General features: G+C 35.0%; 20 protein-coding genes. 14 read left to right on the plus strand and 6 right to left on the minus strand.

From position 1 onward, the window contains the following. The first annotated feature begins 49 nt into the window (after positions 1–49). Positions 50–856, plus strand: a complete 807-nt coding sequence (locus AC4BBX_RS13175) for an MBL fold metallo-hydrolase (protein WP_490454268.1) — start codon at positions 50–52, stop codon at positions 854–856. Positions 857–948: 92 nt separating this feature from the next. Here the strand turns inward: AC4BBX_RS13175 and AC4BBX_RS13180 are convergent, their stop codons facing one another. After that, the gene (locus AC4BBX_RS13180) at positions 949–1,572 is read right to left on the minus strand and encodes a CPBP family intramembrane glutamic endopeptidase (RefSeq protein ID WP_490454269.1); all 624 of its coding nucleotides are present in this window, start codon (positions 1,570–1,572) and stop codon (positions 949–951) included. A gap of 710 nt (positions 1,573–2,282) precedes the next feature. Between AC4BBX_RS13180 and groES the strand changes: the two genes are divergently transcribed. The 5 genes from groES to AC4BBX_RS13205 all read left to right on the plus strand — a co-directional run bounded on the left by groES (position 2,283) and on the right by AC4BBX_RS13205 (position 9,515). Next, positions 2,283–2,567 (plus strand): co-chaperone GroES, encoded by a 285-nt coding sequence (gene groES, locus AC4BBX_RS13185; RefSeq protein WP_490454270.1) that lies wholly within the window; start codon positions 2,283–2,285, stop codon positions 2,565–2,567. Between the two features lie 37 nt (positions 2,568–2,604). Then, positions 2,605–4,233 (plus strand): chaperonin GroEL, encoded by a 1,629-nt coding sequence (groL, locus tag AC4BBX_RS13190; protein WP_490454271.1) that lies wholly within the window; start codon positions 2,605–2,607, stop codon positions 4,231–4,233. Between the two features lie 452 nt (positions 4,234–4,685). After that, positions 4,686–6,170, plus strand: a complete 1,485-nt coding sequence (locus tag AC4BBX_RS13195; RefSeq protein WP_490454272.1) for a nicotinate phosphoribosyltransferase — start codon at positions 4,686–4,688, stop codon at positions 6,168–6,170. Further along, positions 6,167–6,991 (plus strand): NAD(+) synthase, encoded by an 825-nt coding sequence (nadE, locus tag AC4BBX_RS13200; RefSeq protein ID WP_490454273.1) that lies wholly within the window; start codon positions 6,167–6,169, stop codon positions 6,989–6,991. Before AC4BBX_RS13195 ends, nadE begins: the two co-directional genes overlap by 4 nt. A 727-nt stretch (positions 6,992–7,718) precedes the next feature. Next, the gene (locus AC4BBX_RS13205) at positions 7,719–9,515 is read left to right on the plus strand and encodes an LTA synthase family protein (RefSeq protein WP_490454274.1); all 1,797 of its coding nucleotides are present in this window, start codon (positions 7,719–7,721) and stop codon (positions 9,513–9,515) included. Positions 9,516–9,728: 213 nt separating this feature from the next. Here AC4BBX_RS13205 and AC4BBX_RS13210 read toward each other — a convergent pair whose 3' ends face one another. The 3 genes from AC4BBX_RS13210 to nrdI form a co-directional block, all read right to left on the minus strand. After that, positions 9,729–11,369: a MutS-related protein gene (locus AC4BBX_RS13210; RefSeq protein ID WP_490454275.1), complete on the minus strand. Its 1,641-nt coding sequence runs from the start codon at positions 11,367–11,369 to the stop codon at positions 9,729–9,731. Between the two features lie 92 nt (positions 11,370–11,461). Further along, entirely contained in the window at positions 11,462–12,286 is an 825-nt protein-coding gene (locus tag AC4BBX_RS13215; protein WP_490454276.1) for a LysR family transcriptional regulator, read from the minus strand. Positions 12,287–12,312: 26 nt separating this feature from the next. Continuing rightward, positions 12,313–12,771 carry a class Ib ribonucleoside-diphosphate reductase assembly flavoprotein NrdI gene (nrdI, locus tag AC4BBX_RS13220; RefSeq protein ID WP_490454277.1) on the minus strand — a complete coding sequence of 153 codons (459 nt, stop codon included), beginning with the start codon at positions 12,769–12,771 and terminating at the stop codon, positions 12,313–12,315. A gap of 117 nt (positions 12,772–12,888) precedes the next feature. On the opposite strand from nrdI, the gene AC4BBX_RS13225 reads away from it, so the two are divergent. After that, positions 12,889–13,458: a GNAT family N-acetyltransferase gene (locus AC4BBX_RS13225; protein WP_490454278.1), complete on the plus strand. Its 570-nt coding sequence runs from the start codon at positions 12,889–12,891 to the stop codon at positions 13,456–13,458. Between the two features lie 179 nt (positions 13,459–13,637). Here the strand turns inward: AC4BBX_RS13225 and AC4BBX_RS13230 are convergent, their stop codons facing one another. Together AC4BBX_RS13230 and AC4BBX_RS13235 are read right to left on the minus strand one after the other, a co-directional pair. Continuing rightward, positions 13,638–14,159 carry an LURP-one-related/scramblase family protein gene (locus AC4BBX_RS13230; RefSeq protein WP_490454279.1) on the minus strand — a complete coding sequence of 174 codons (522 nt, stop codon included), beginning with the start codon at positions 14,157–14,159 and terminating at the stop codon, positions 13,638–13,640. A 30-nt stretch (positions 14,160–14,189) separates the two neighbouring features. After that, complete coding sequence (locus AC4BBX_RS13235) at positions 14,190–15,059, minus strand: Cof-type HAD-IIB family hydrolase (protein WP_490454280.1); 870 nt, start codon at positions 15,057–15,059, stop codon at positions 14,190–14,192. Between the two features lie 129 nt (positions 15,060–15,188). Between AC4BBX_RS13235 and AC4BBX_RS13240 the strand changes: the two genes are divergently transcribed. From AC4BBX_RS13240 to AC4BBX_RS13270, 7 genes are all read left to right on the plus strand, one after another. Then, the gene (locus AC4BBX_RS13240) at positions 15,189–15,869 is read left to right on the plus strand and encodes a uracil-DNA glycosylase (RefSeq protein WP_490454281.1); all 681 of its coding nucleotides are present in this window, start codon (positions 15,189–15,191) and stop codon (positions 15,867–15,869) included. A gap of 152 nt (positions 15,870–16,021) precedes the next feature. Beyond that, positions 16,022–17,005 carry a phosphate acetyltransferase gene (gene pta / locus AC4BBX_RS13245; RefSeq protein WP_490454282.1) on the plus strand — a complete coding sequence of 328 codons (984 nt, stop codon included), beginning with the start codon at positions 16,022–16,024 and terminating at the stop codon, positions 17,003–17,005. A 154-nt stretch (positions 17,006–17,159) separates the two neighbouring features. Continuing rightward, positions 17,160–17,633 carry a tRNA (adenosine(37)-N6)-threonylcarbamoyltransferase complex ATPase subunit type 1 TsaE gene (tsaE, locus tag AC4BBX_RS13250; protein ID WP_490454283.1) on the plus strand — a complete coding sequence of 158 codons (474 nt, stop codon included), beginning with the start codon at positions 17,160–17,162 and terminating at the stop codon, positions 17,631–17,633. Then, on the plus strand, positions 17,626–18,147 hold the full coding sequence (locus tag AC4BBX_RS13255) for a GNAT family N-acetyltransferase (RefSeq protein WP_490454284.1): 522 nt from the start codon (positions 17,626–17,628) through the stop codon (positions 18,145–18,147). The genes tsaE and AC4BBX_RS13255 overlap by 8 nt, the downstream gene beginning before the upstream one ends. 195 nt (positions 18,148–18,342) lie before the next feature. Beyond that, positions 18,343–19,392: an aldose epimerase family protein gene (locus tag AC4BBX_RS13260; protein WP_490454285.1), complete on the plus strand. Its 1,050-nt coding sequence runs from the start codon at positions 18,343–18,345 to the stop codon at positions 19,390–19,392. Then, entirely contained in the window at positions 19,393–20,031 is a 639-nt protein-coding gene (locus tag AC4BBX_RS13265) for an ABC transporter ATP-binding protein (protein WP_490454286.1), read from the plus strand. After that, the gene (locus tag AC4BBX_RS13270; RefSeq protein WP_490454287.1) at positions 20,024–20,791 is read left to right on the plus strand and encodes an ABC transporter permease; all 768 of its coding nucleotides are present in this window, start codon (positions 20,024–20,026) and stop codon (positions 20,789–20,791) included. The genes AC4BBX_RS13265 and AC4BBX_RS13270 overlap by 8 nt, the downstream gene beginning before the upstream one ends. Position 20,792 lies beyond the last annotated feature (1 nt).

Here is a 20,792-nt window from a genome sequence, read left to right on the forward strand (position 1 = left end):
AAGAGTTATAATAGAAGATAGTTTTTTAACGAGAGAGGAAGTCGCAACAATGGAGAAACAACAAGCATTTCAAATCAGCATATTAGCCAGTGGTAGTTCTGGTAACTCCCTGTTTATCGAGAGTGATAAGAAAAAAATCTTGGTAGATGCCGGTTTGAGTGGGAAAAAAATTACTTCATTGTTGGCTGAAGTAAATCGTAGACCTGAAGAACTAGACGCTATTTTAGTCACTCATGAACATCGCGATCATATTCATGGTGTTGGAGTACTTGCTCGTAAATATAAGTTAGATGTCTTTGCTAATGAAAAAACTTGGGAAGCAATGTCACCACTTATTGGAAATGTCGATATTGCACAAAAGCATTTATTTGAAATGGGAAAAGTTTTAACCTTTGGCGACATGGACATTGAAAGTTTTGGTGTTTCCCATGATGCAGCCGCACCACAGTTTTATCGTTTTTATAAAGATGGTAAATCATTTGTTATGTTGACAGATACTGGTTACTGTAGCGATCATTTACGAGGAACGATTCGTGGGGCAGATGCCTACTTAATGGAAAGTAATCATGATTTAGAAATGCTACGAATGGGTGGTTATCCATGGAATTTAAAACAACGAATTCTTGGTGACAGAGGTCACCTATCTAATGAAGATGGTGCGCTAGTAATGACTGATATTCTAACGGATAATACAAAACGAATTTATTTGGGACATTTAAGTCGAGAAAATAATTTAAAAGAATTGGCACATATGACTATGGAAAGTGTTTTAAGAGAACACGATTTTGGTGTCGGTGAACAAGTAAAAGTTTATGATACAGATCCAGATAGAGCTTCAGCCTTATTTGCGATCTAATAAAATATAAGTCAGTTTATAGAAAAATATCCGAACAAGGGAAGAACTTCACCTAAATCTGTGAAATGACTTCTAACTTGTTCGGATATTTTTTACGTAAAGATTAATGAGACAATAACTACCAAAGCATTCATTCCCGCATGGGCAATAATCGATGTCCAAATGCTCCCAGTTACATAATAGAGAAGACTAAAAAACATTCCTAAAGAAAAATAAAGCAAAATGTGTCCATCAAAATGAGCGATGGCAAATAACAAAGAGCTAATGACAAAAGCTAGCCATGTATTCATTTTTGATTCTAAAAGACCAGGAAGCGCCCGTCTGAACACAAATTCTTCCATTACTGGTGCACCTATTGTTATCGCAATAATAAACAAAGGTTGCAACTTAACAATTTCAAGAATTCCTTGCGTGTTTTCAGAGCCAACAGATTGTCCTAAGAATTGTTCAATTTGCATAACAGCATTTTGCAATAAAATGGACAAATAAATACTTGCTAAACCGATTAATAAAATTCTCATCCACGAATTCTCTTTGCTTTCAAATGAGAGTAACTCCTTTTGTGTGAAATACAAACCAAGCATTAAAAGAGCACCTGCAAAGTACAAAATAGTAGTGACTATAATAGGATCACCGCTAAGGCTAAAAAAAGCTGGAGTTATAAAGACAATTGAATATAAGACAATTGTCAACAAACTATATTTTTTTGTAGACATAATCCCCCTCCGTTTCTATGCTTTTATTATATCAAAAAGCCAGATTTTGGTGTAGACAAAGGAATTCTATTTTTAATTGACTTGGAATGTAAAGATCATTAATTTTAATTTGAAATTTCCAGAACAAATCTCCGAAAATACCCTTGTTGTGTGAGATCGCCAAGAGCCTCTTTGCAGAGTCTCTTTGGTTGCTGACGTTCAAACTCTGATTAAGTGCTAGTCGCACTAATTCAGAGTAATTCATTCAGCTCTTTAGCACACTACAAGAGTGTTTTCTCTGTTTGTTCCTCCAATTTCTGGCTATGGCTTTATTCTTGTGAATTTAAAAAAATCAATTGTTAAAAACTGGATGACCAGTTGGGAAAAAGATTACTAATAGTCAGCTGAATATGAGGATGAAATATACCGTGTTGGAAGTAGTGGGTTGCTACTTTCTACACGGTGTTTGAACGCCTAAAGTTTTGAGACTTTGAAAGAAGGCTCAGAGTGGTCTCTGGTAATGAGTAACTTTTTAGGAAAGAGGGTCTTCCAGTTTTGTGCTGAATTATAAATGCCAAGCTATTTCAGTATCTGAATAAAAAATTAATTCAAAAGACTTGCATTCTGTATCGAAAATGAGTAATATTAGTTTTGTAAGTTAGCACTCGAACTATCAGAGTGCTAATTCTAAAAAAATCATAGTTAATAGAAATTAATTGGAGGGATTTATCGTGTTGAAACCATTAGGTGATCGAGTATTGATCGAAGTCGCAAAAGAAGAAGAAAAAACTGTTGGAGGATTAGTTTTAGCCTCAGCAGCAAAAGAAAGACCACAAACAGGAACAGTCGTTGCTGTGGGAGAAGGTCGCGTCTTAGATAATGGTGAATTAGCAGCAGCTCCAGTCAAAATTGGAGACACTGTATTATTCGAAAAATTTGCTGGTTCAGAAGTAAAATATGATGGTAAAGAATATCTAATTTTTTCAGCTAAAGATATCGTTGCAATCGTAGAATAATTTTTTAACATAAAAAAATTTTGAGGTGAAAGAAATCATGGCAAAAGAAATTAAATTTGCAGAAGACGCTCGTGCAGCAATGTTACGAGGAGTAGATAAATTAGCAGATACAGTAAAAGTAACATTAGGTCCAAAAGGTCGTAACGTCGTTTTAGAAAAATCTTATGGTTCTCCATTAATTACCAACGATGGTGTAACAATCGCCAAAGAAATCGAATTAGAAGACCATTTTGAAAATATGGGAGCAAAATTAGTATCAGAAGTTGCTTCTAAAACTAATGATATTGCCGGTGACGGGACAACAACAGCAACAGTTTTAACACAAGCCATCGTTCGCGAAGGTCTAAAAAACGTAACAGCTGGTGCTAATCCATTAGGTATCCGTCGAGGAATTGAGTTAGCGACTAAAGCAGCTGTTGAAGAATTACACAGTATTTCTTCTATCGTTGATTCAAAAGAAGCGATTGCACAAGTAGCAGCAGTTTCTTCTGGTAGTGAACAAGTAGGTCAATATATTGCGGATGCAATGGAAAAAGTTGGCAATGACGGTGTAATCACTATCGAAGAATCTCGTGGGATTGAAACTGAATTAGAAGTTGTTGAAGGTATGCAATTTGATCGTGGTTACCTATCTCAATATATGGTAACAAACAACGATAAAATGGAAGCTGATTTAGAAAATCCTTATATCTTAATTACAGATAAAAAGATTTCAAACATTCAAGATATCTTACCTTTATTAGAGCAAATTTTACAACAATCTAAACCATTGTTAATTATTGCTGATGACGTAGATGGTGAAGCTTTACCAACTCTAGTATTAAACAAAATTCGAGGAACTTTTAATGTCGTAGCTGTTAAAGCTCCTGGCTTTGGGGATCGTCGTAAAGCAATGTTAGAAGATTTAGCAGTTCTAACCGGTGCGACAGTGATTACTGAAGATTTAGGTTTAGAATTAAAAGATGCAACGATTGATACTTTAGGACAAGCAAGCAAAGTTGTGGTTGATAAAGATAATACAACAATTGTTGAAGGTTCTGGAAGTAAAGAAGCAATCGATGCTCGTGTTCAAGTAATCAGAAATCAAATTGCTGAAACAACTTCTGAATTTGATCGTGAAAAATTACAAGAACGTTTGGCTAAATTAGCTGGTGGAGTAGCAGTAATCAAAGTTGGTGCTGCAACTGAAACAGAATTAAAAGAATTAAAACTACGTATTGAAGATGCTTTGAATGCTACTCGTGCGGCAGTTGAAGAAGGCATGGTTTCTGGTGGAGGAACAGCTTTAGTTAATGTTTTAGCTAAAGTAGCTGAAGTTGAAGCAGAAGGTGACGTAGCAACAGGAGTGCGTATCGTTTTACGAGCGTTAGAAGAACCTGTTCGTCAAATCGCTGAAAATGCTGGTTATGAAGGATCAGTAATTATTGATCGTTTGAAAAATGCTGACCTTGGTGTTGGTTTTAATGCTGCAAATGGAGAATGGGTGAACATGCTTGAAGCAGGGATTGTCGATCCTACTAAAGTAACACGTTCTGCATTACAAAATGCTGCTTCAGTCGCTGCATTATTATTAACAACTGAAGCTGTAGTTGCGGACAAACCTGATCCAGCAGGTGCACAAGTTCCACCAATGGACCCATCAATGATGGGTGGAGGAATGATGTAATCCTTCTTTAAAAAGAAAAGTTAGAATTTTCTCTGACTGTAAAATACCCAAACTAAAATGAGAGGCGAAATTGAGTAGTCTTTCTAATAGTTTGGGTATTTTTATACTATACAAGAAAGTTGTTAGGAGGAGCAGCATGACTTTTATTTATTGGCTATTTATCCTCGTTATCATTGGTATTGCTACAGTTATTTTTGTTTCTCAAGTCAAACGTTTTAAGCAGAAAGTAACAGAGTGAGAAGAAGAGGAATGAAGCTTCTACTGATTGAAACTAAAAGCAGACTTCGTGGTGGAGTGTAGCGAAGGTTTTAAAAAGAAAGCTATGAATATCAACGAAAAAGGATGTCTGTCAAAATAAATGATAGTCATTCTTTTTTTGAATGAGTTTTGTTCTGTTTTTTTTAGATTATTTGTTATAATAATAGATAGAAAACCGACAGGAGAGTAGTCTGATGCAAAAAATTTATCGAGATGATAGTTTAACTTTACACACAGATCTGTATCAAATTAATATGATGCAAACATACTGGGAATTAGGACGAGCAGACAAGCATGCTATTTTCGAATGCTATTTCAGAGAAATGCCTTTTAAAAATGGTTATGCAGTCTTTGCAGGTTTAGAAAGACTGGTTCAGTATTTAGAGCAATTATCTTTTACAGAAACAGATTTAACTTATTTACGAGAAATTGGTGGATATTCGGAAGAATTTTTAGATTATTTGAAAGACTTTAAATTTTCTTGTACTGTGCGATCAGTATTGGAGGGAGATTTGGTCTTTAATAATGAGCCGATTATTCAAGTTGAAGGACCTTTAGCACAAGCACAATTAATTGAAACCGCGCTGTTAAATATTGTTAATTTCCAAACACTAATTGCAACGAAAGCAGCTAGAATCAAATCAGTGATTGGTAATGATCCATTGCTAGAATTCGGTTCTCGTCGTGCACAAGAAATGGATGCGGCTATTTGGGGAACTCGAGCAGCTTACATTGGTGGAGCTGATGCAACAAGTAATGTTCGAGCAGGGAAAATCTTTGGTATTCCAGCTAGTGGAACCCATGCGCATTCATTAGTACAATCTTATGGCAATGATTACGATGCATTTATGGCTTATGCCAAAACTCATAAAGATTGTGTCTTTTTAGTAGATACCTATGATACGTTGCGATCAGGAGTGCCAAATGCCATTCGTGTTGCTCGAGAAATGGGAGATGAAATTAATTTCTTGGGCGTTCGTATTGATAGTGGGGACATGGCTTATATTTCTAAAAAAGTTCGCGAGCAATTAGATGAAGCAGGTTATACTGAGGCAAAAATTTATGCTTCCAATGATTTAGATGAGAGTACAATTTTAAGTTTGAAGATGCAAAAAGCTAAAATTGATGTGTGGGGTGTAGGAACTAAACTAATTACAGCCTATGATCAACCAGCTTTAGGTGCTGTTTATAAATTAGTAGCCATTGAGAACGATCAAGGAGTATTGGAAGATACGATCAAATTATCTAGCAATGCTGAAAAAGTTTCAACTCCAGGAAAAAAACAAGTTTGGCGAATTACGCGCAAATCCGATGGCAAATCAGAGGGTGATTATATTACTCTTTGGAATGAAAATCCTTTAGAACAAGAGAGTATTTATATGTTCCATCCAGTTCATACTTACATTAATAAGACCGTCACTGACTTTGATGCTCGTCCGTTATTACAAAATATTTATTCGGATGGAGAATTAGTTTATACTTTACCTGAATTGGATCAAATTAAAATATATTCTCATCAATGCTTAGATGCGCTTTGGGAAGAATATAAGCGTGATCTAAATCCCCAACCTTACCCGGTCGACTTATCTAGTGAATGCTGGAATCATAAAATGGCGATTATGGATAAAGTTCGTAAAGCAGTCAAAGCGTTTAGTGAACGAGGAGGAGAAGTTTCATGAGTTTACAAGAAGAGATAATTAAAGAACTAGGTGTTCAACCAGAAATTGATCCACAAAAAGAAATTCGTAAAAGTATTGAATTTCTAAAATCGTACTTAAGAAAACATCCTTTTTTGAAAACTTTTGTTTTGGGAATTAGTGGTGGGCAAGATTCTACATTGACTGGACGTTTGGCACAGTTGGCGATGGAAGAAATGCGTCAAGAAACCAATGATTCAGACTATTATTTCATCGCTGTACGTTTACCTTACGGCGAGCAAACGGATGAAGAAGATGCTAAAAGAGCGATGGCTTTTATTGAAGCGGATAGTCAATTAACTGTAAATATCAAACCTGCTGTGGATGCTCAAGTTGCTGCTTTAGAGGCAACAGGAGTAACTATATCTGATTTTAATAAAGGAAATATCAAAGCAAGACAGCGAATGATTACACAATATGCTATTGCTGGAGAACATGCGGGAGCTGTTTTAGGAACTGACCATGCAGCTGAAAATATTACAGGTTTCTTTACTAAGTTTGGTGATGGCGGAGCAGATATTTTACCGCTATTCCGTTTGAATAAACGTCAAGGAAAACAATTATTAGCAGAATTAGATGCGCCAGCAGAATTATATACTAAAATACCAACTGCAGACTTAGAAGATGGCAAACCTGGATTAGCTGATGAAGTAGCTTTAGGTGTTACTTATGAAAACATCGATGATTATTTAGAAGGAAAAAAAATCCCAATAGAAGCACAAGAAAAAATTGAAAACTGGTGGAATAAAACCCAACATAAACGTCATCTACCGATTACTGTTTTTGATGAGTTTTGGAAATAAAACGCAACATAAAAACTGACCTTTCAGTAAATGTTAAATCCTTATAAAATCTGTTTTTTGTAAATAGATTTTATGAGGATTTTTTTATGAATAGTAAAAACTATTATTGTATACAGTTAGTGTCAGATCAAATTTGAAACTTCCAGAATAAAACTCCGAAATCTCATTGATTGTGTGAGACCGCCAAGAGCCTCTTGACAGAGTCTCTTTGGCTGCTGACGTTCAAACACTGACTAAGTGTGAGACACTAAGTCAGTGTAATTCATTCAGCTCTTTAATACACGACCAATGAGTTTCTTCGTTTTTTTCTTCCAGTTTTAGCGAATGAAACATTGATACATTTGATGAGAAAAAATCCGTCAAAACTGGAAAGCCATCTGGTAGAAAAGACAGACATCGTGAGTTAAAGATGAGGATGAATTATGCAGTGTTGAAAGTAGTGAGTTGCTACTTTCTTACACTGCGTTTAAACGCCGAAAGGTTTGAGACTCATAAGAGGCTCAGACCGCTCTCTCACAATGTCTGTTCTTTACGGACAGATGGATTGGAAGTTTGTTACTTTATTATTAATAGTAATTAAAAACGAAAGATAAATGTGCGGATTAAGGACTTTTTACAAAGCTACTAGTAGTTGTTATCCGTGAAGGATTCTACTATAATAAACAAATAGGGCTGTGACTTGTAGAAGTCATGACCTTTTTTTCTTGAAGATAAAGGAGGTTTTTCTTTGGAAAAAAGTAAAAAAATAAAGTGGTGGCTCACTCCACTCATTATTGCGGGAATTATTTTAAGTAATTTGTATTTACAATGGTGTCAAAATAATCTATCTATTGATTTAATGTTAAAATTTGCTTTTTCCTGGCATACAGAAAAATTTTTACTCGGAAGTCTTGTATTGCTGGTTTTTTATCTTTTTTTAAGTAGCTTATCAGGATCGTTAAAAGTAGGTGGCGCATTATATAGCGTATTTATTACTTTATTGGGCTACGCAACCTATTTAAAAATGCTTTATCGACAAGAGCCAATCTATCCAGATGATTTAAAAATGATTACGCAATTTAACTTAATTAGAGAAATGATTGGCATAGGCCCTTTTATTCTAGCTCTATTTGCAATTATTTGTGTTCTGTCATTGGTTTTATGGCAAATCTATCGTAGTTTGAAATTCCCTAAAAGAAAACAAATTCTTCGTGTAAGTTTGCTGATATTGAGTAGTTTAGCATTAGTTTATATTAGCGACTTCAATAATGAAAACAACTTACTAAGAAGGGGGTATAACCGTACGGCGTTGTGGATTCCCTATTCACAGAAAATGAACTATTATAATACGGGTTTCATTGGTGGTTTTTTGTTTAATTTACGTGTAGATGCGATGGAAAAGCCTGAGAATTATTCAAAAGAAATGATTGAAAAAGTTGTTGGGAAATATCAAGTTAATGAGCAAATACAAGAAACAGAAACACCTAATATTATCTATATCATGAATGAAAGTTTTTCCAATCCGCAACATTTAAATGGGGTAGAAGTTCAAGGAGAACCATTGGCAGATTATTATGAAAAGGCTCAACAGACCTACAGTGGGAAAATGCTCTCTCAAAATTATGGAGGGGGGACCGCAAATATTGAATTTGAAGCATTAACAAGCTTTTCAATGGAATTGTTCAATCCTCAGATGACAACTCCATACACGATGCTTGTTCCAAAACTAGATCAAATTCCGTCAATTGTTTCTCTTGTGGAAAATCGTGGCTATCAAACAACAGCCATTCATCCTTACGATACGTCAATGTATAAACGTAAAGATGTTTATGATGTCTTTGGGTTCGATCAATTTCTAGATCAAGATACTATGGATTATACTGAGACAATTGAGAATAACCCTTACATTTCAGATGCGGCAGCCTATCAACAAATTTTAGATATTATTGACTCTGGAAATCAACCGCAATTTGTTCATTTAGTGACCATGCAAACCCACATGCCTTATGGTGAAAAATACGAACATCTAGAGTACGGTGTCTCTGGTGCAGTGAATCAAAATACTTTAAAGAATTATTTACAGGATATTGCCTATGGGAGTCGAGCGTTAAAGGATTTTTTAGAAGCGTTAGATCAACTTCCTCAGCGAACCTTAGTCGTTTTTTGGGGAGATCATTTGCCAGGAATCTATCCTGAAGAAATCCAAGCAGAAAATACAGAAGTTGCATTAAGAAATACAGAATTTTTAATGTGGGATTCTCAAGAGGATTGGGCTTTTGAAGAAAATCAAGTAACTAGTCCATTCTATTTTACTGCCAATCTCTTTGAAAGAAGTCAGTTGGCTTTAACTCCTTTTCATCAGCTTCTTTTAGAGTTAGAAAAAGAGTTACCAGCCTTTGAAAAAGGAATGTATTTAGAAAAAGAATGGAGCGAAACCTTGCCAGATTCTACGAAACTTCAAGAATTGTATCAAGACTATCAATTGATTCAATTTGATATTGTTCAAGGAAATCAATACAGTTTAGCAAGTCATTTTTTTGAGTAAAAAAATTTTGTTTCACAGAAAATTAACTTTTGTTATTCATGTAAGCGGAATAAGTTGAGTGATTAAACAACTTTTCTATAAAAATATCAGATGAAATTCTGTGAAACGTCAACTAATTGTCTGAATTGCAAACAAAACTGTGGATAAATAAAACCAGTAAGTCCAGCTTGAAGAATTCATCAGCTGACCTTACTGGTTTTTGTTTATAGATAATTAGTACCATGTTTTGTATTCATCAAAAAATGAAGCTTTGTTCTGTGCCTGGTGGACAATTTCTTCTGGGTAACCTAAGACGCTTAATAAAGCAATCGCATTTCGAGTTTGTGCGGGGCCAGCTTTTACTTTATAGTCAAAAGAAATTCCTTCATCTTCTGTGACTTGCTCTGAAAAATGAATATTGTCGCAATTGGATTTTAACATCTCAGTCAATTCGATGTCATGAGTAGCAACTATTGCCAAACTACTTGATTGAGCAAGCCATGAAACAATACTAGAAGAAGCGGCAATTCTTTCTACTGTATTGGTTCCTTTCAAAATTTCATCAATAAAACAGTAACAATGCTCCTTTGTTTTGACTAAATCCAATAAGCGTTTGACAGATTTAATTTCAGCTACAAAATAACTGTCTCCTTGAGAAAGATCATCCTCGACTGCCATTGAGGTCAATACATGACCGGATGCTAGTTCAAATGATTCACCAATTGCAGTTTGAATTGTTTGAGCTAAAATACAATTAATTGCAATACTTTTAACATAGGTTGATTTTCCTGAGGCATTAGAACCAGTTACTAAAGTTGTTTGTTGCCAGTCAACAGAGTTGGTGACCGCTTGAGCTAATAGTGGGTGATAAATTTTCTCCCCTTTGACATCACTATTTACAATAGTTGGCTGACAAGTCAAAGGCATGAAGGTTCGAAAATTTAAAATGGCAGCTGCGACTTCTAATTTCCCTAATAATTCCCAAAGATGAAGGGCCTCTTTATTATGGCGTGAAATTTTATTTAATACAAAACTGTATGAAATAAAAGGCAGCATCAACATCATGTTTAAATAGTCAAAAAACATTTCTGCTTCAGAATTATTTTTAATTCGAAAAGAAAAACCAAAGCGAGGAATGCTTCTTAAATGAGTTAAACTTTGTATTAAGTCTTTTTGCAAGGGAGAATCTAGCTTGGCAATTTTTGTTCCGGTAGAAATAGTTTGAACCAAATAACGCATACTATTTAACTCAGTCTCTAGTTGAGCTTTTTTTAGTTGATAATAAAGCATATTAAAAACCAAGCTACCGATAACAATAGCGATACCAATGGTCTGACCGAATAGGATTAAAAACAATCCTAAAAATGGTAGTAATCCTAAAATTAGGAAGAACGGAAGACTTCCAATCGTCGTTTTTTGATTTTGACCAAGATAATGTTTTGAAAAGTTTCGATCTTGTTTCCCTAATTGAGCAAAACGATATTGAGTTTTTTCTCGTATCTCAGGATGTTGCTGGTAAAAATTTATCAGTGTCTCTAGTTCTGTATCTGTTTGCCAATTGTAATTTCGTAAGCGTTGATACAATGCTTCAGAACCAACACTAGAATAGGTGCTATTAATTAGTTCAAAAACAGCAAACATATCTAAATCATTCCAAGTAATATCATCAATCTCACTATCGAAATTTGTATACTTACGTTCTTCTAGCCAAGCATTTTTTAAACTATGTTCTTTATCAAAACGTGGTTGTTTCGGGAGTTTCCCCCAATGCTCTTTGACGTTCTGTTTTAATTTAATTCGTTGATAAACATCTAAAATAGTTAAAAAAGCAACTACAACAATGATAATCCACATAACTACTATTCGTTCCTGCATATTCTTCCTCCATCTCGAAATTTTGATAAATAACCACTCCCAAAATAAGTGATGTTATCTTGGGAGTGGTTATTTTTAGCCCTCAGAAAAAATTAGTGATTATATTTATCAATGAGTTCTTGAATAAATTCAGAAACTTCGGCTAGTTCTTCAGAGACAATTTTTTGACGAGTAAGAAAATATAAACTTCGTTGGCTCTCCAAATCAAGTGATACCCAAGGAATATCTTTTTCTAAAGCAAGTTTGGAGATAATGGTTTTACCAATACCACTTTTAATCAGAGAAAGTGTCATTTCTTGCCGGTTGGTACGAATAATATGAGGGACTAGGTTTCTTACTTTTAGATAATTTTCGTTCACTTTTCCTAAAGGAGAGATGGAGTCTGGTAAAATCCAATATTCAGAATCAGGATTTCCTGCAACAACTAGTTCATCTGTGGCAATTAAATGTCGGTCAAGTTGATTACTACGTTCAGGTGTTTCAATTAATCCAAAATCAACCTTTGATTTTTCTAAACCTAATACAATATCTTCACTGGACATGACAAGGAAACTAAAATCAATCAAAGGAAATTTTGTTACTAAAACAGAAGCGAATTTTGGTAATAAGTAAGCACCGCATGTCTGTGAACTGGCGATGATACACTGCTCTCTAAAATGCTGTTGTGTATTGACATGATGCATGGCATCTTCCCATTCTTCCAAGATTTTTTGGATTTTTGGGTAAAGAAAATCAGCTTCCTTAGTAGGAGTGATTTCTTGTTTTCCTTTACGAACAAATAAAGTTACATTTAATTGTTCTTCTAATTTTTTGATTTGAGTCGAAACAGTGGGCTGTGATAAAAATAAACTATCCGCACTTCTTGTAAAATTATGCGTCTCATAGACGGAAAGAAATGTTCTTAGTACATGAAACAAAATGTCACCTCATTTATTTTTTGTTATTAATCAGCTATATGTGTCCATTTTTCTGTCAATAATTGATAGATTTCTTCAATTTCTGATGAATTCCCTCGAAGTTCAAAATCAGCTAAAAAAGGAATTTCAAACTGGTCAGCATATTGTTTGGCAGTTAAACAGTATTGATGGTTAAAATTCTTATTTCCGCCACCAACTACCCCTAAACAGTAGGAAGAATTATTTTCATAAGCAATGTATTCACGTAAAGCTTCGGTCAAAATTTCTTTATCGCCATTGTCTAAACCATTCCCACCTTCAAGATAAGTAGGTACGATAGCAAAAAAAGGTTTGGTCTCTTTAGAATCTAAAGTATTGTCGTGAACCTCTTTAGCTTGTATAATAGGAAAATCAGGGTTTTCTGCATGTTTTTCAATTGCTAGTTGTTGCATTCGAGTGACAAAAGATCGAGTATTTCCTGAAATTGAGATATAAAGAATATTCATTTCAGACCCTCCTAGTAAATTTAATAATTTCGTCACTGCTTTTTGTGACTTGTTACTAGTATATCAAATATTGTGTCATTCAGCAGAAAAAAACAATAAAAGTGAAGGAGAATTTTTATGATTCGTTTTGCCGAAAAAAATGATTCGTTTGCTATTGCCCAATTAGTCTTAGTTATTTTAAAAGACATGGAGCTGCCATTTGTCCGTAATGTTGGGGATGAAAAAACAATTGAAGTGTTGATGGAGGCAATTGCAGATCCAACTTATCGTTATGGATATCAACGGGGATTAGTGAAAGAGATTGATGGAGAGGTTGCAGGAATTGCTTTTGGTTATCCAGCAGAGGATGAACCAATGATTGAAGAACCTTTTTATCGAGTGTTGGAAGAAAAGGGGATGGAGAAACAACCACTTTTTTCAGATCCTGAAACTTTACCTAATGAATGGTATTTAGATACGATTTGTGTGGACGAAAAATTCAGAGGCTTAGGAGTGGGTTCAGAGTTATTAGACTCATTGGAAATTATTGTCCGTCGAGAGAAAAAAGACAAAATCGGTTTGTGTGTGGATCAAGCCAATCCTAATGCGCAACGTTTGTATGAACGAAAAGGCTTTAAAGTAGTAGCTGAGCAAGTTATCAGCGGACACTTGTACAATCATATGCAAAAAATGATTGAAGTGAAATAGAACGTTAACCAACTGATAAAAAATAGTCGAACAATTAAGGATACATCCTGCTTCTTTAATGGTAGTGTAATCCTAGTTGTTCGACTATTTTGTTATTTATTCTTTAAGTTAAATGAAGATTTGACTCTACAGCCTAAGCACACTTGTATAGTAGCTACTTGACTGTAAATCAAATAGAGTTAATTGAAAGTATCGGATAATTTTAATTTAAAAGCTGTTTTTTGCTGTTTATTACGATTGTATAACCAGTAATCCATAATAGCTGCAATACAGATACATTTTGGTGCATCCACATCATTGGCTACATTTAAGACATAATAATCACCAGTCAGCAAGGTGGTTTTATCCATCGTCATAATTTCTTTGGTAAAATGATGGATTTTGTAGCGATGCTGATAGATATTTCCATGGACTTGCCATTTTAATTGTTGGATATAATAAAAATCTCCTGGCCAATTAAATATTTTGTGGAGTGTTCCGACTTTTTGAAAATCCTCATAAATTTCAAAACGATTACCAAAAGTAAAACTAATTTGCTTAATACTTGCCACTAAAGAGCCATCCATGCGATAGAGTGACAAAGCATCGCCTTTTGCTCCCCAACGTCCGACTAACAAATAGAGAGAATGCCCCGTTTCATCTTTAACAACGGTACGTGTAACTTTACTTAATTGTTTATCTTGAATAAAAAACTCGGACACAATCTCACCTCCAACTTCTACAAAGGTTGATTATAATTCTTCATCAACTGCACGGCGAATGGCTTTTCCAACACCAGATTCGACATTAGTTACAGTAAGATATTTAGCATGTTCTTTAATTTCTGGAGCAGCATTTCCCATTGCAAAACTAACACCTGCAACTTGGATCATACTCATGTCGTTTAAATTATCCCCAATCGTCATTACCTCTTCTAAATCAACTTGACGTTTCTGTGCCAATCGGGCAACAGCAATTCCTTTTTGAGCGTTTTTATGATTGATTTCAATATTGTTTGCTCCAGAAGAAGTGATAACTAAATCTTCAAATTCATGAAGTCTTTTAGCAGCAACACTTAAATGTAGAGGTCCTTCTTTATGGAAAGCGATAATCTTTAATACAGAAACACGATTGTCATTAACGAATGTTTTTAAATTATCCACCGTAGTGATGGGGAAAAATTCTAAACGAGCCATGGCCATCGCAATCGCCATTTTTCGAGTAAGATGAGGCATCATTTCTGCAAGAACAGCTGAAAAATTCTCAATTCGTTGTTCTTTTTTTGCTGTATAAATGCCATTTTCTGTAGCGATTTCATAATAAATATCTTCCTCATCTAAAATATCAAAAACAGTTTCAATTAATGAAGAATCGATAGGTGCACTAAAAACGGGTGTTCCTGTTTTATCAAAAACCAAAGCTCCGTTTAGTGTGATCATGGGACAAGTAATCCCGGCTTCTTCTAGTGCAGGAATGGCTTCTGTTCTCCCACGACCAGTCGCAATAACGAACTCGACTCCTGTAGATTCTGCATAACGAATAGCATCAATATTTTCTTGAGAAATTTGGAGTTCCGAATTTAACAATGTTCCATCCATATCAGAGGCAATTAATTTAATCATGTTAGCATCCTTTCTACTTCTAATTCTTCTATAGTTTACCATAAAAAAGTGAAATATTCTTGAAGCTAAGAAGAGATTTTCTTGGCTAGACAACAAAAAAATAGTAAGCTAAACAAGAGGAGGCGTATCATGAAAAAAATTATTCATAACAGTTGGCAAGAAATTTTAGCAGATGAATTTCAGAAACCTTACTATCAAGAACTTCGTCAATTTTTAAAAAATGAATATCAGACACAACAAATACATCCGGATATGTATCATATTTTTGAAGCCTTAGAAAAAACACCTTATGAAGAAGTGAAAGTGGTAATTTTGGGACAAGATCCTTATCATGGTCCAAATCAAGCACATGGTCTTTCGTTTTCTGTACAACCAGGAATCAAAGTACCACCTTCGTTAAAAAATATTTATAAAGAATTAGAGGCCGATTTAGGTATCTCTCCAGTTTCCCATGGTTATTTAACTTCTTGGGCAGAACAAGGAGTGTTATTGTTAAATTCAGTTTTGACTGTGCGGGAAAGTCAAGCTTATTCTCATAGAGGAAAAGGTTGGGAAAAGCTGACGGATGAAATTATTCAAAAGTTGAATCAACGAGAAAAACCTATTGTGTTTATTTTGTGGGGTAAACCAGCACAACAGAAAATTTCAATGATTGATACAACAAAGCACGTAATTATTTCTTCTGTTCATCCAAGTCCTTTGTCTGCTCATCGTGGTTTTTTTGGTTCCAAGCCATTTTCTCAGACAAATCAAGCTCTGTTACAAATGGGAGAAACACCAATTAATTGGCAACTTCCTGAAAGAGTATAACAGTAAAATTTGAAAATTGTAGCAGTTTGTAAAAAATACGTGAAAAGTGTAACTAAATAGCTTTTTTTAGATTGGTACAGAGAAAAAAACTGTTTTTTTTTGGCTAGATAGTGTATGATAGATATGTATAAAAAAACTGGAGGTTATCATCCATGGAATTATTTGACAGTCTAAAATTTAAAATTGTACGTCGTGGTATTCGAATTGCTTTTCCAGAAGCTTCAGACACACGTATTCTAGGTGCAGTTGCTCGTTTGAAGGGTGAAGATTTGATCGAACCTGTATTAATTGGAAAACAACATGAAATTGAACAAGCAGCAGCAACTCGTGGAATCAATATTGCCAACATGACAATTTATGATCCAGACAACTGTGGACGTTGGGACCAAATCGTTGAAGCTTTTGTAGAACGTCGTAAAGGGAAAGTGACGAAAGAACAAGCAGAAGTTTTATTAAAAGACGAAAATTACTTTGGAACAATGCTGACTTATATGGGAATCACTGATGGTTTGGTTTCTGGTGCGATTCATTCAACAGGTGATACTGTTCGTCCAGCTTTACAAATTATCAAGACAAAACCAGGAATTAGCCGCACAAGCGGTGCATTCTTAATGATGCGTGGGAACGAGCAAGAGAAATATATTTTCTCTGATTGTGCAATCAATGTTGCTCCATCACCTCAAGAATTGGCAGAAATCGCTGTCGCTTCTGCTGAAACAGCAGAAATGTTTGATATAGAACCACGTGTAGCGATGTTAAGTTTCTCTACTAAAGGTTCAGCAAAAGCACCTCAAGCAGAAGCTACAATTGAAGCAACTCGTCTTGCCAAAGAACTAGCACCTGATTTAGCAATCGATGGTGAATTACAATTTGATGCAGCTTACAATCAATCAGTCGCAGCTTTAAAAGCTCCAGAATCTGATGTTGCAGGTAAAGCTTCAGTCTTTGTATTCCCAGATTTACAATCAGGAAACATTGGTTACAAAATTGCACAACGTTTTGGTAACTTCGAAGCAATTGGACCAATTTTACAAGGCTTAAATAAACCAGTTTCTGACTTATCTCGTGGATGTAACGAAGAAGATGTATATAAACTTTCAATCATTACTGCAGCTCAATCATTAATGAACGAATAATTTACTAGAAAAAGGATTGTCTCGCTTAAAGTTGAGACAATCCTTTTTTTGCTATTTAGCAGAAAAAAAGCTATACTATTGCAAGAATTCGCAGGTTTTCTTGAAGAGTTAAAGATAATTTTTCAAAAAATTTTGTAAGGAAAGGGAGAACAGGATGATTGTTTTAGAAAATTTTGAAGACACAACACGTTTGGCAGAATGTATTGGGAAAGTAGCCAAAGCTAGCGATAACTTAGTTTTAACAGGGGATTTGGGAGCGGGAAAAACCACATTGACCAAAGGAATTGCCAAAGGTCTTGGAATTGACCAAATGATTAAGAGTCCAACCTACACAATTATTCGAGAATATGAACAGGGACGAATTCCGTTGTATCACATGGATGTTTATCGTGTGGAACATGGAGCAAGTGATTTAGGTTTGGATGAATACTTTGAAGGTGATGGCTTATCAGTGATTGAATGGGGAAATCTTTTGCAGGAAGCCCTACCTGTAGATTTTCTTGAATTAATTTTAACAAAAGATCCTGAAGATCTAAATAAACGGTATGTTGAATTAAACGTATTTGGCAATCAAGCGCAAGAGTTCAAAAAACGAATCGAGGAAGCATGGGGAGAAATCAATGAGTGAAGTAGAGATTACCCTTAGAGAAGCGATTCCTGAAGATGCAGAAAAGCTGTTACAATTATCTAAACAAGTGAGTCTTGAAACGGATTTTTTAATTATGGATGAACGAGGGATGAATCTTTCATCAGAACTGTTGGCAGGGGAATTAGCAGCGATTTATGAAAGTGAAAGCAATTATTTACTCTTAGCTTTTGCTGACCAAGAAGTGATTGGAGCTGCTTCTATTCGCGCTAGTGATGAAGAGCGAATTGCTCACATTGGAGAAGTAGGTGTCTTTATTGCCAAAGAGTATTGGGGAATGGGTTTAGGAACCTTGTTGATGGAAGAGCTGATTGACTTTGCCAATGAAAGCTCAATCATTGCTAGATTAGAATTAACTGTTCAGTCTCGCAATCAAGCTGCCGTTCATCTCTATGAAAAAATTGGTTTTGAAACAGAAGGACTTTTAAAAAGAGGGGCAAAAAGTCAACAAGGTGAGTATTTAGATGTGAGACTTATGAGTTTAATGATTAACTAAAAAGTTAGGTAAATATGCCTAACTTTTTTTGACATTATAAGGTCATTGAATTACTATTACTATTGAGTGAAAGCCTTGTCAAAATCACCGATTGTACATCTGAATTAGTAAGATGATACAGGTAGAAAAGATTAGATTAACCATTTTGGAAATAAAACAATTTTATAAATAAACAGAAAAATAAGGAGGAAAAAAATGAATAAAATCAATTTTGGCAAATCAAAAAATAACGAAGATGTTTTTTTATATTCCTTTGAAAATGAAAAAGGATGGAAGATGATTGTTAGTAACCTTGGTGCCGTATTAACCAATTTATGGATTACAGATAAGTCAGGGAAACTAGTCGATGTCGTTCTAGGATTTGATACACTTGCTGAGTATGAGACAAATGATGATTCCTATTTAGGAGCTACTGTAGGTCGTAGTGCGAACCGATTGGCAGAGGCAAAATTTGAATTGAATGGAGTAAGCTATCAATTAAGTAAAAATGACAACGAAAATAATTTGCATAGTGGTCCAAATGGGTATCAAATTCGTATGTGGGAAGTCAAAGCACTTGAGGAAGATTCAATTACTTTCTTTTTACACAGCCCTGATGGAGATCAAGGTTATCCAGGAGCGTTGGATTTAGAAGTGAGTTACCAGTTAACTGAAGAGGGAATCAAAATTACTTATCTTGGTCAGTCTGATAAAGATACAATTTTTAATCCGACTAATCATAGCTATTTTAATTTGAATGGTCATCAAAGCGGGACTATTTTGAATCATCGTCTACAATTAAATGCGAGTGCCTTTACTCCGATGAAAGATAGTAAATCTATTCCAACGGGTGAAATTGCTTCCGTAGAGGGGACACCAATGGACTTTAGAATCAGCAAAGCTATCGGTCAAGACATTGATTCTGAGTTTGAACAACTAATGTTTTCACAGGGGTATGATCATAATTTTGTTTTAGACAAAGAGTCAGATACTTTTGCTGAATTGATTGGTGATCAATCAGGTATTCGAATGAAAGCAGCAACTGATTTACCGGGAGTTCAATTTTATAGCGGAAACTTTTTTACAGGACTGGAAGGTAAAGAAGGAGCTGTTTATAAGAAGCGAGAGGGAATGTGTTTAGAAACGCAGTATTTTCCAAATGCGGTCAATGAACCAAATTTTGATACACCTTTATTAGAAAAAAACAAGCCAGCGATATATTGGACAACATATTCGTTTGATATTGAATCTGAGAGGATTGATTAAATGTCTTGTCTTAAAATAGATGGAATCACTTACGAACTTGATGGACAAACGTTAATAAAAAATGTTTCTTTTTCTATTGATAAAGGAGAATTTGTGACGATAACAGGCTCATCAGGAAGTGGGAAAAGTACCTTACTTAAAATAATTGCTTCTTTACTGACTCCTTCAAAGGGAGAAATCTATCTAGAGGGGATACCGCAATCAAAGTTTGTACCCAATGACTATCGGAAGGAAGTCTCTTATTGTTTTCAACAACCTGTATTATTTGGTAAGACAGTAAAAGACAATCTTATTTTTCCATCTATCATTCGGAAACAACCCTTTGATTCGACACGCGGGAAGGAGCTGTTGCAACAAGTTGCTCTAGAACCAGTATTTTTAGACAAAAAAATTACTTCTTTATCAGGTGGAGAAAAACAGCGCATTGCTTTAATTCGTAATCTTATGTATTTGCCACAAGTTTTATTATTAGACGAGGTAACTGTGGGATTAGATACGGAAAACAAAGAGATCATTCATCGTTTGATTGGACATTTAAAGCAGCAAGGATTGACGATTCTTCAAATTACCCACGATTCAACTGAAATCGAAACAGCGGAACGAATCTTGACGATGGAAGGTGGGGAAATACATGGATAATCAATTAAATGTTCATACGATGTCTCTCGTATTTTCTTTTTTGCTTGTGTTACTTGCTATGTTTATTAGTAAAAAAGAACAATTAGGCTTATCAAAAGATATTCTTTTTAGTACGATTCGAGCGATTATCCAACTAAGTGGAATCGCCTATGTATTAAAATACGTCATTCAGGTAAACAATTTCTTCCTAACGCTGACAATGAGTTTTTTTATCATTGTCAATGCTTCTTGGAATGCTCACAAGCGTAATCCAAGTAAGCACAAAGTTTATTGGCATTCTTTATTGGCGATAGGCGTGAGTACCTATGTCACGTTAGGCATATTAGTTCTTTCTAAAACATTGGCCTTTGTTCCTTCCCAAGTCATCACAATTACCGGAATGATTGCTAGTAATTCAATGGTAGCGATTGGTTTGTGTTATCGAAATTTGAATACACAGTTCAAAGACCAACGGCAACAAGTCTTAGAAAAACTAGCCTTAGGTGCCGAAGTTAAACTAGCAGCTAAAAGTATCTTACAAGCAAGCATTCGTGTGGCAATGCAACCGACAATTGATTCAGCCAAAACAGTGGGCCTTGTTAGTTTGCCGGGAATGATGTCGGGGTTAATTTTTGCCGGAGTTGATCCAGTTCATGCCATCAAATATCAAATTATGGTGACTTTTATGCTCTTATCGACGACCAGTTTAGGTTCGATTATTGCTGGATACACTAGCTATAAAAATTATTTTAATGAGCATCAGCAGTTAATGGATTTATAAA

This window comes from Enterococcus sp. AMC1157 (assembly GCF_058216555.1).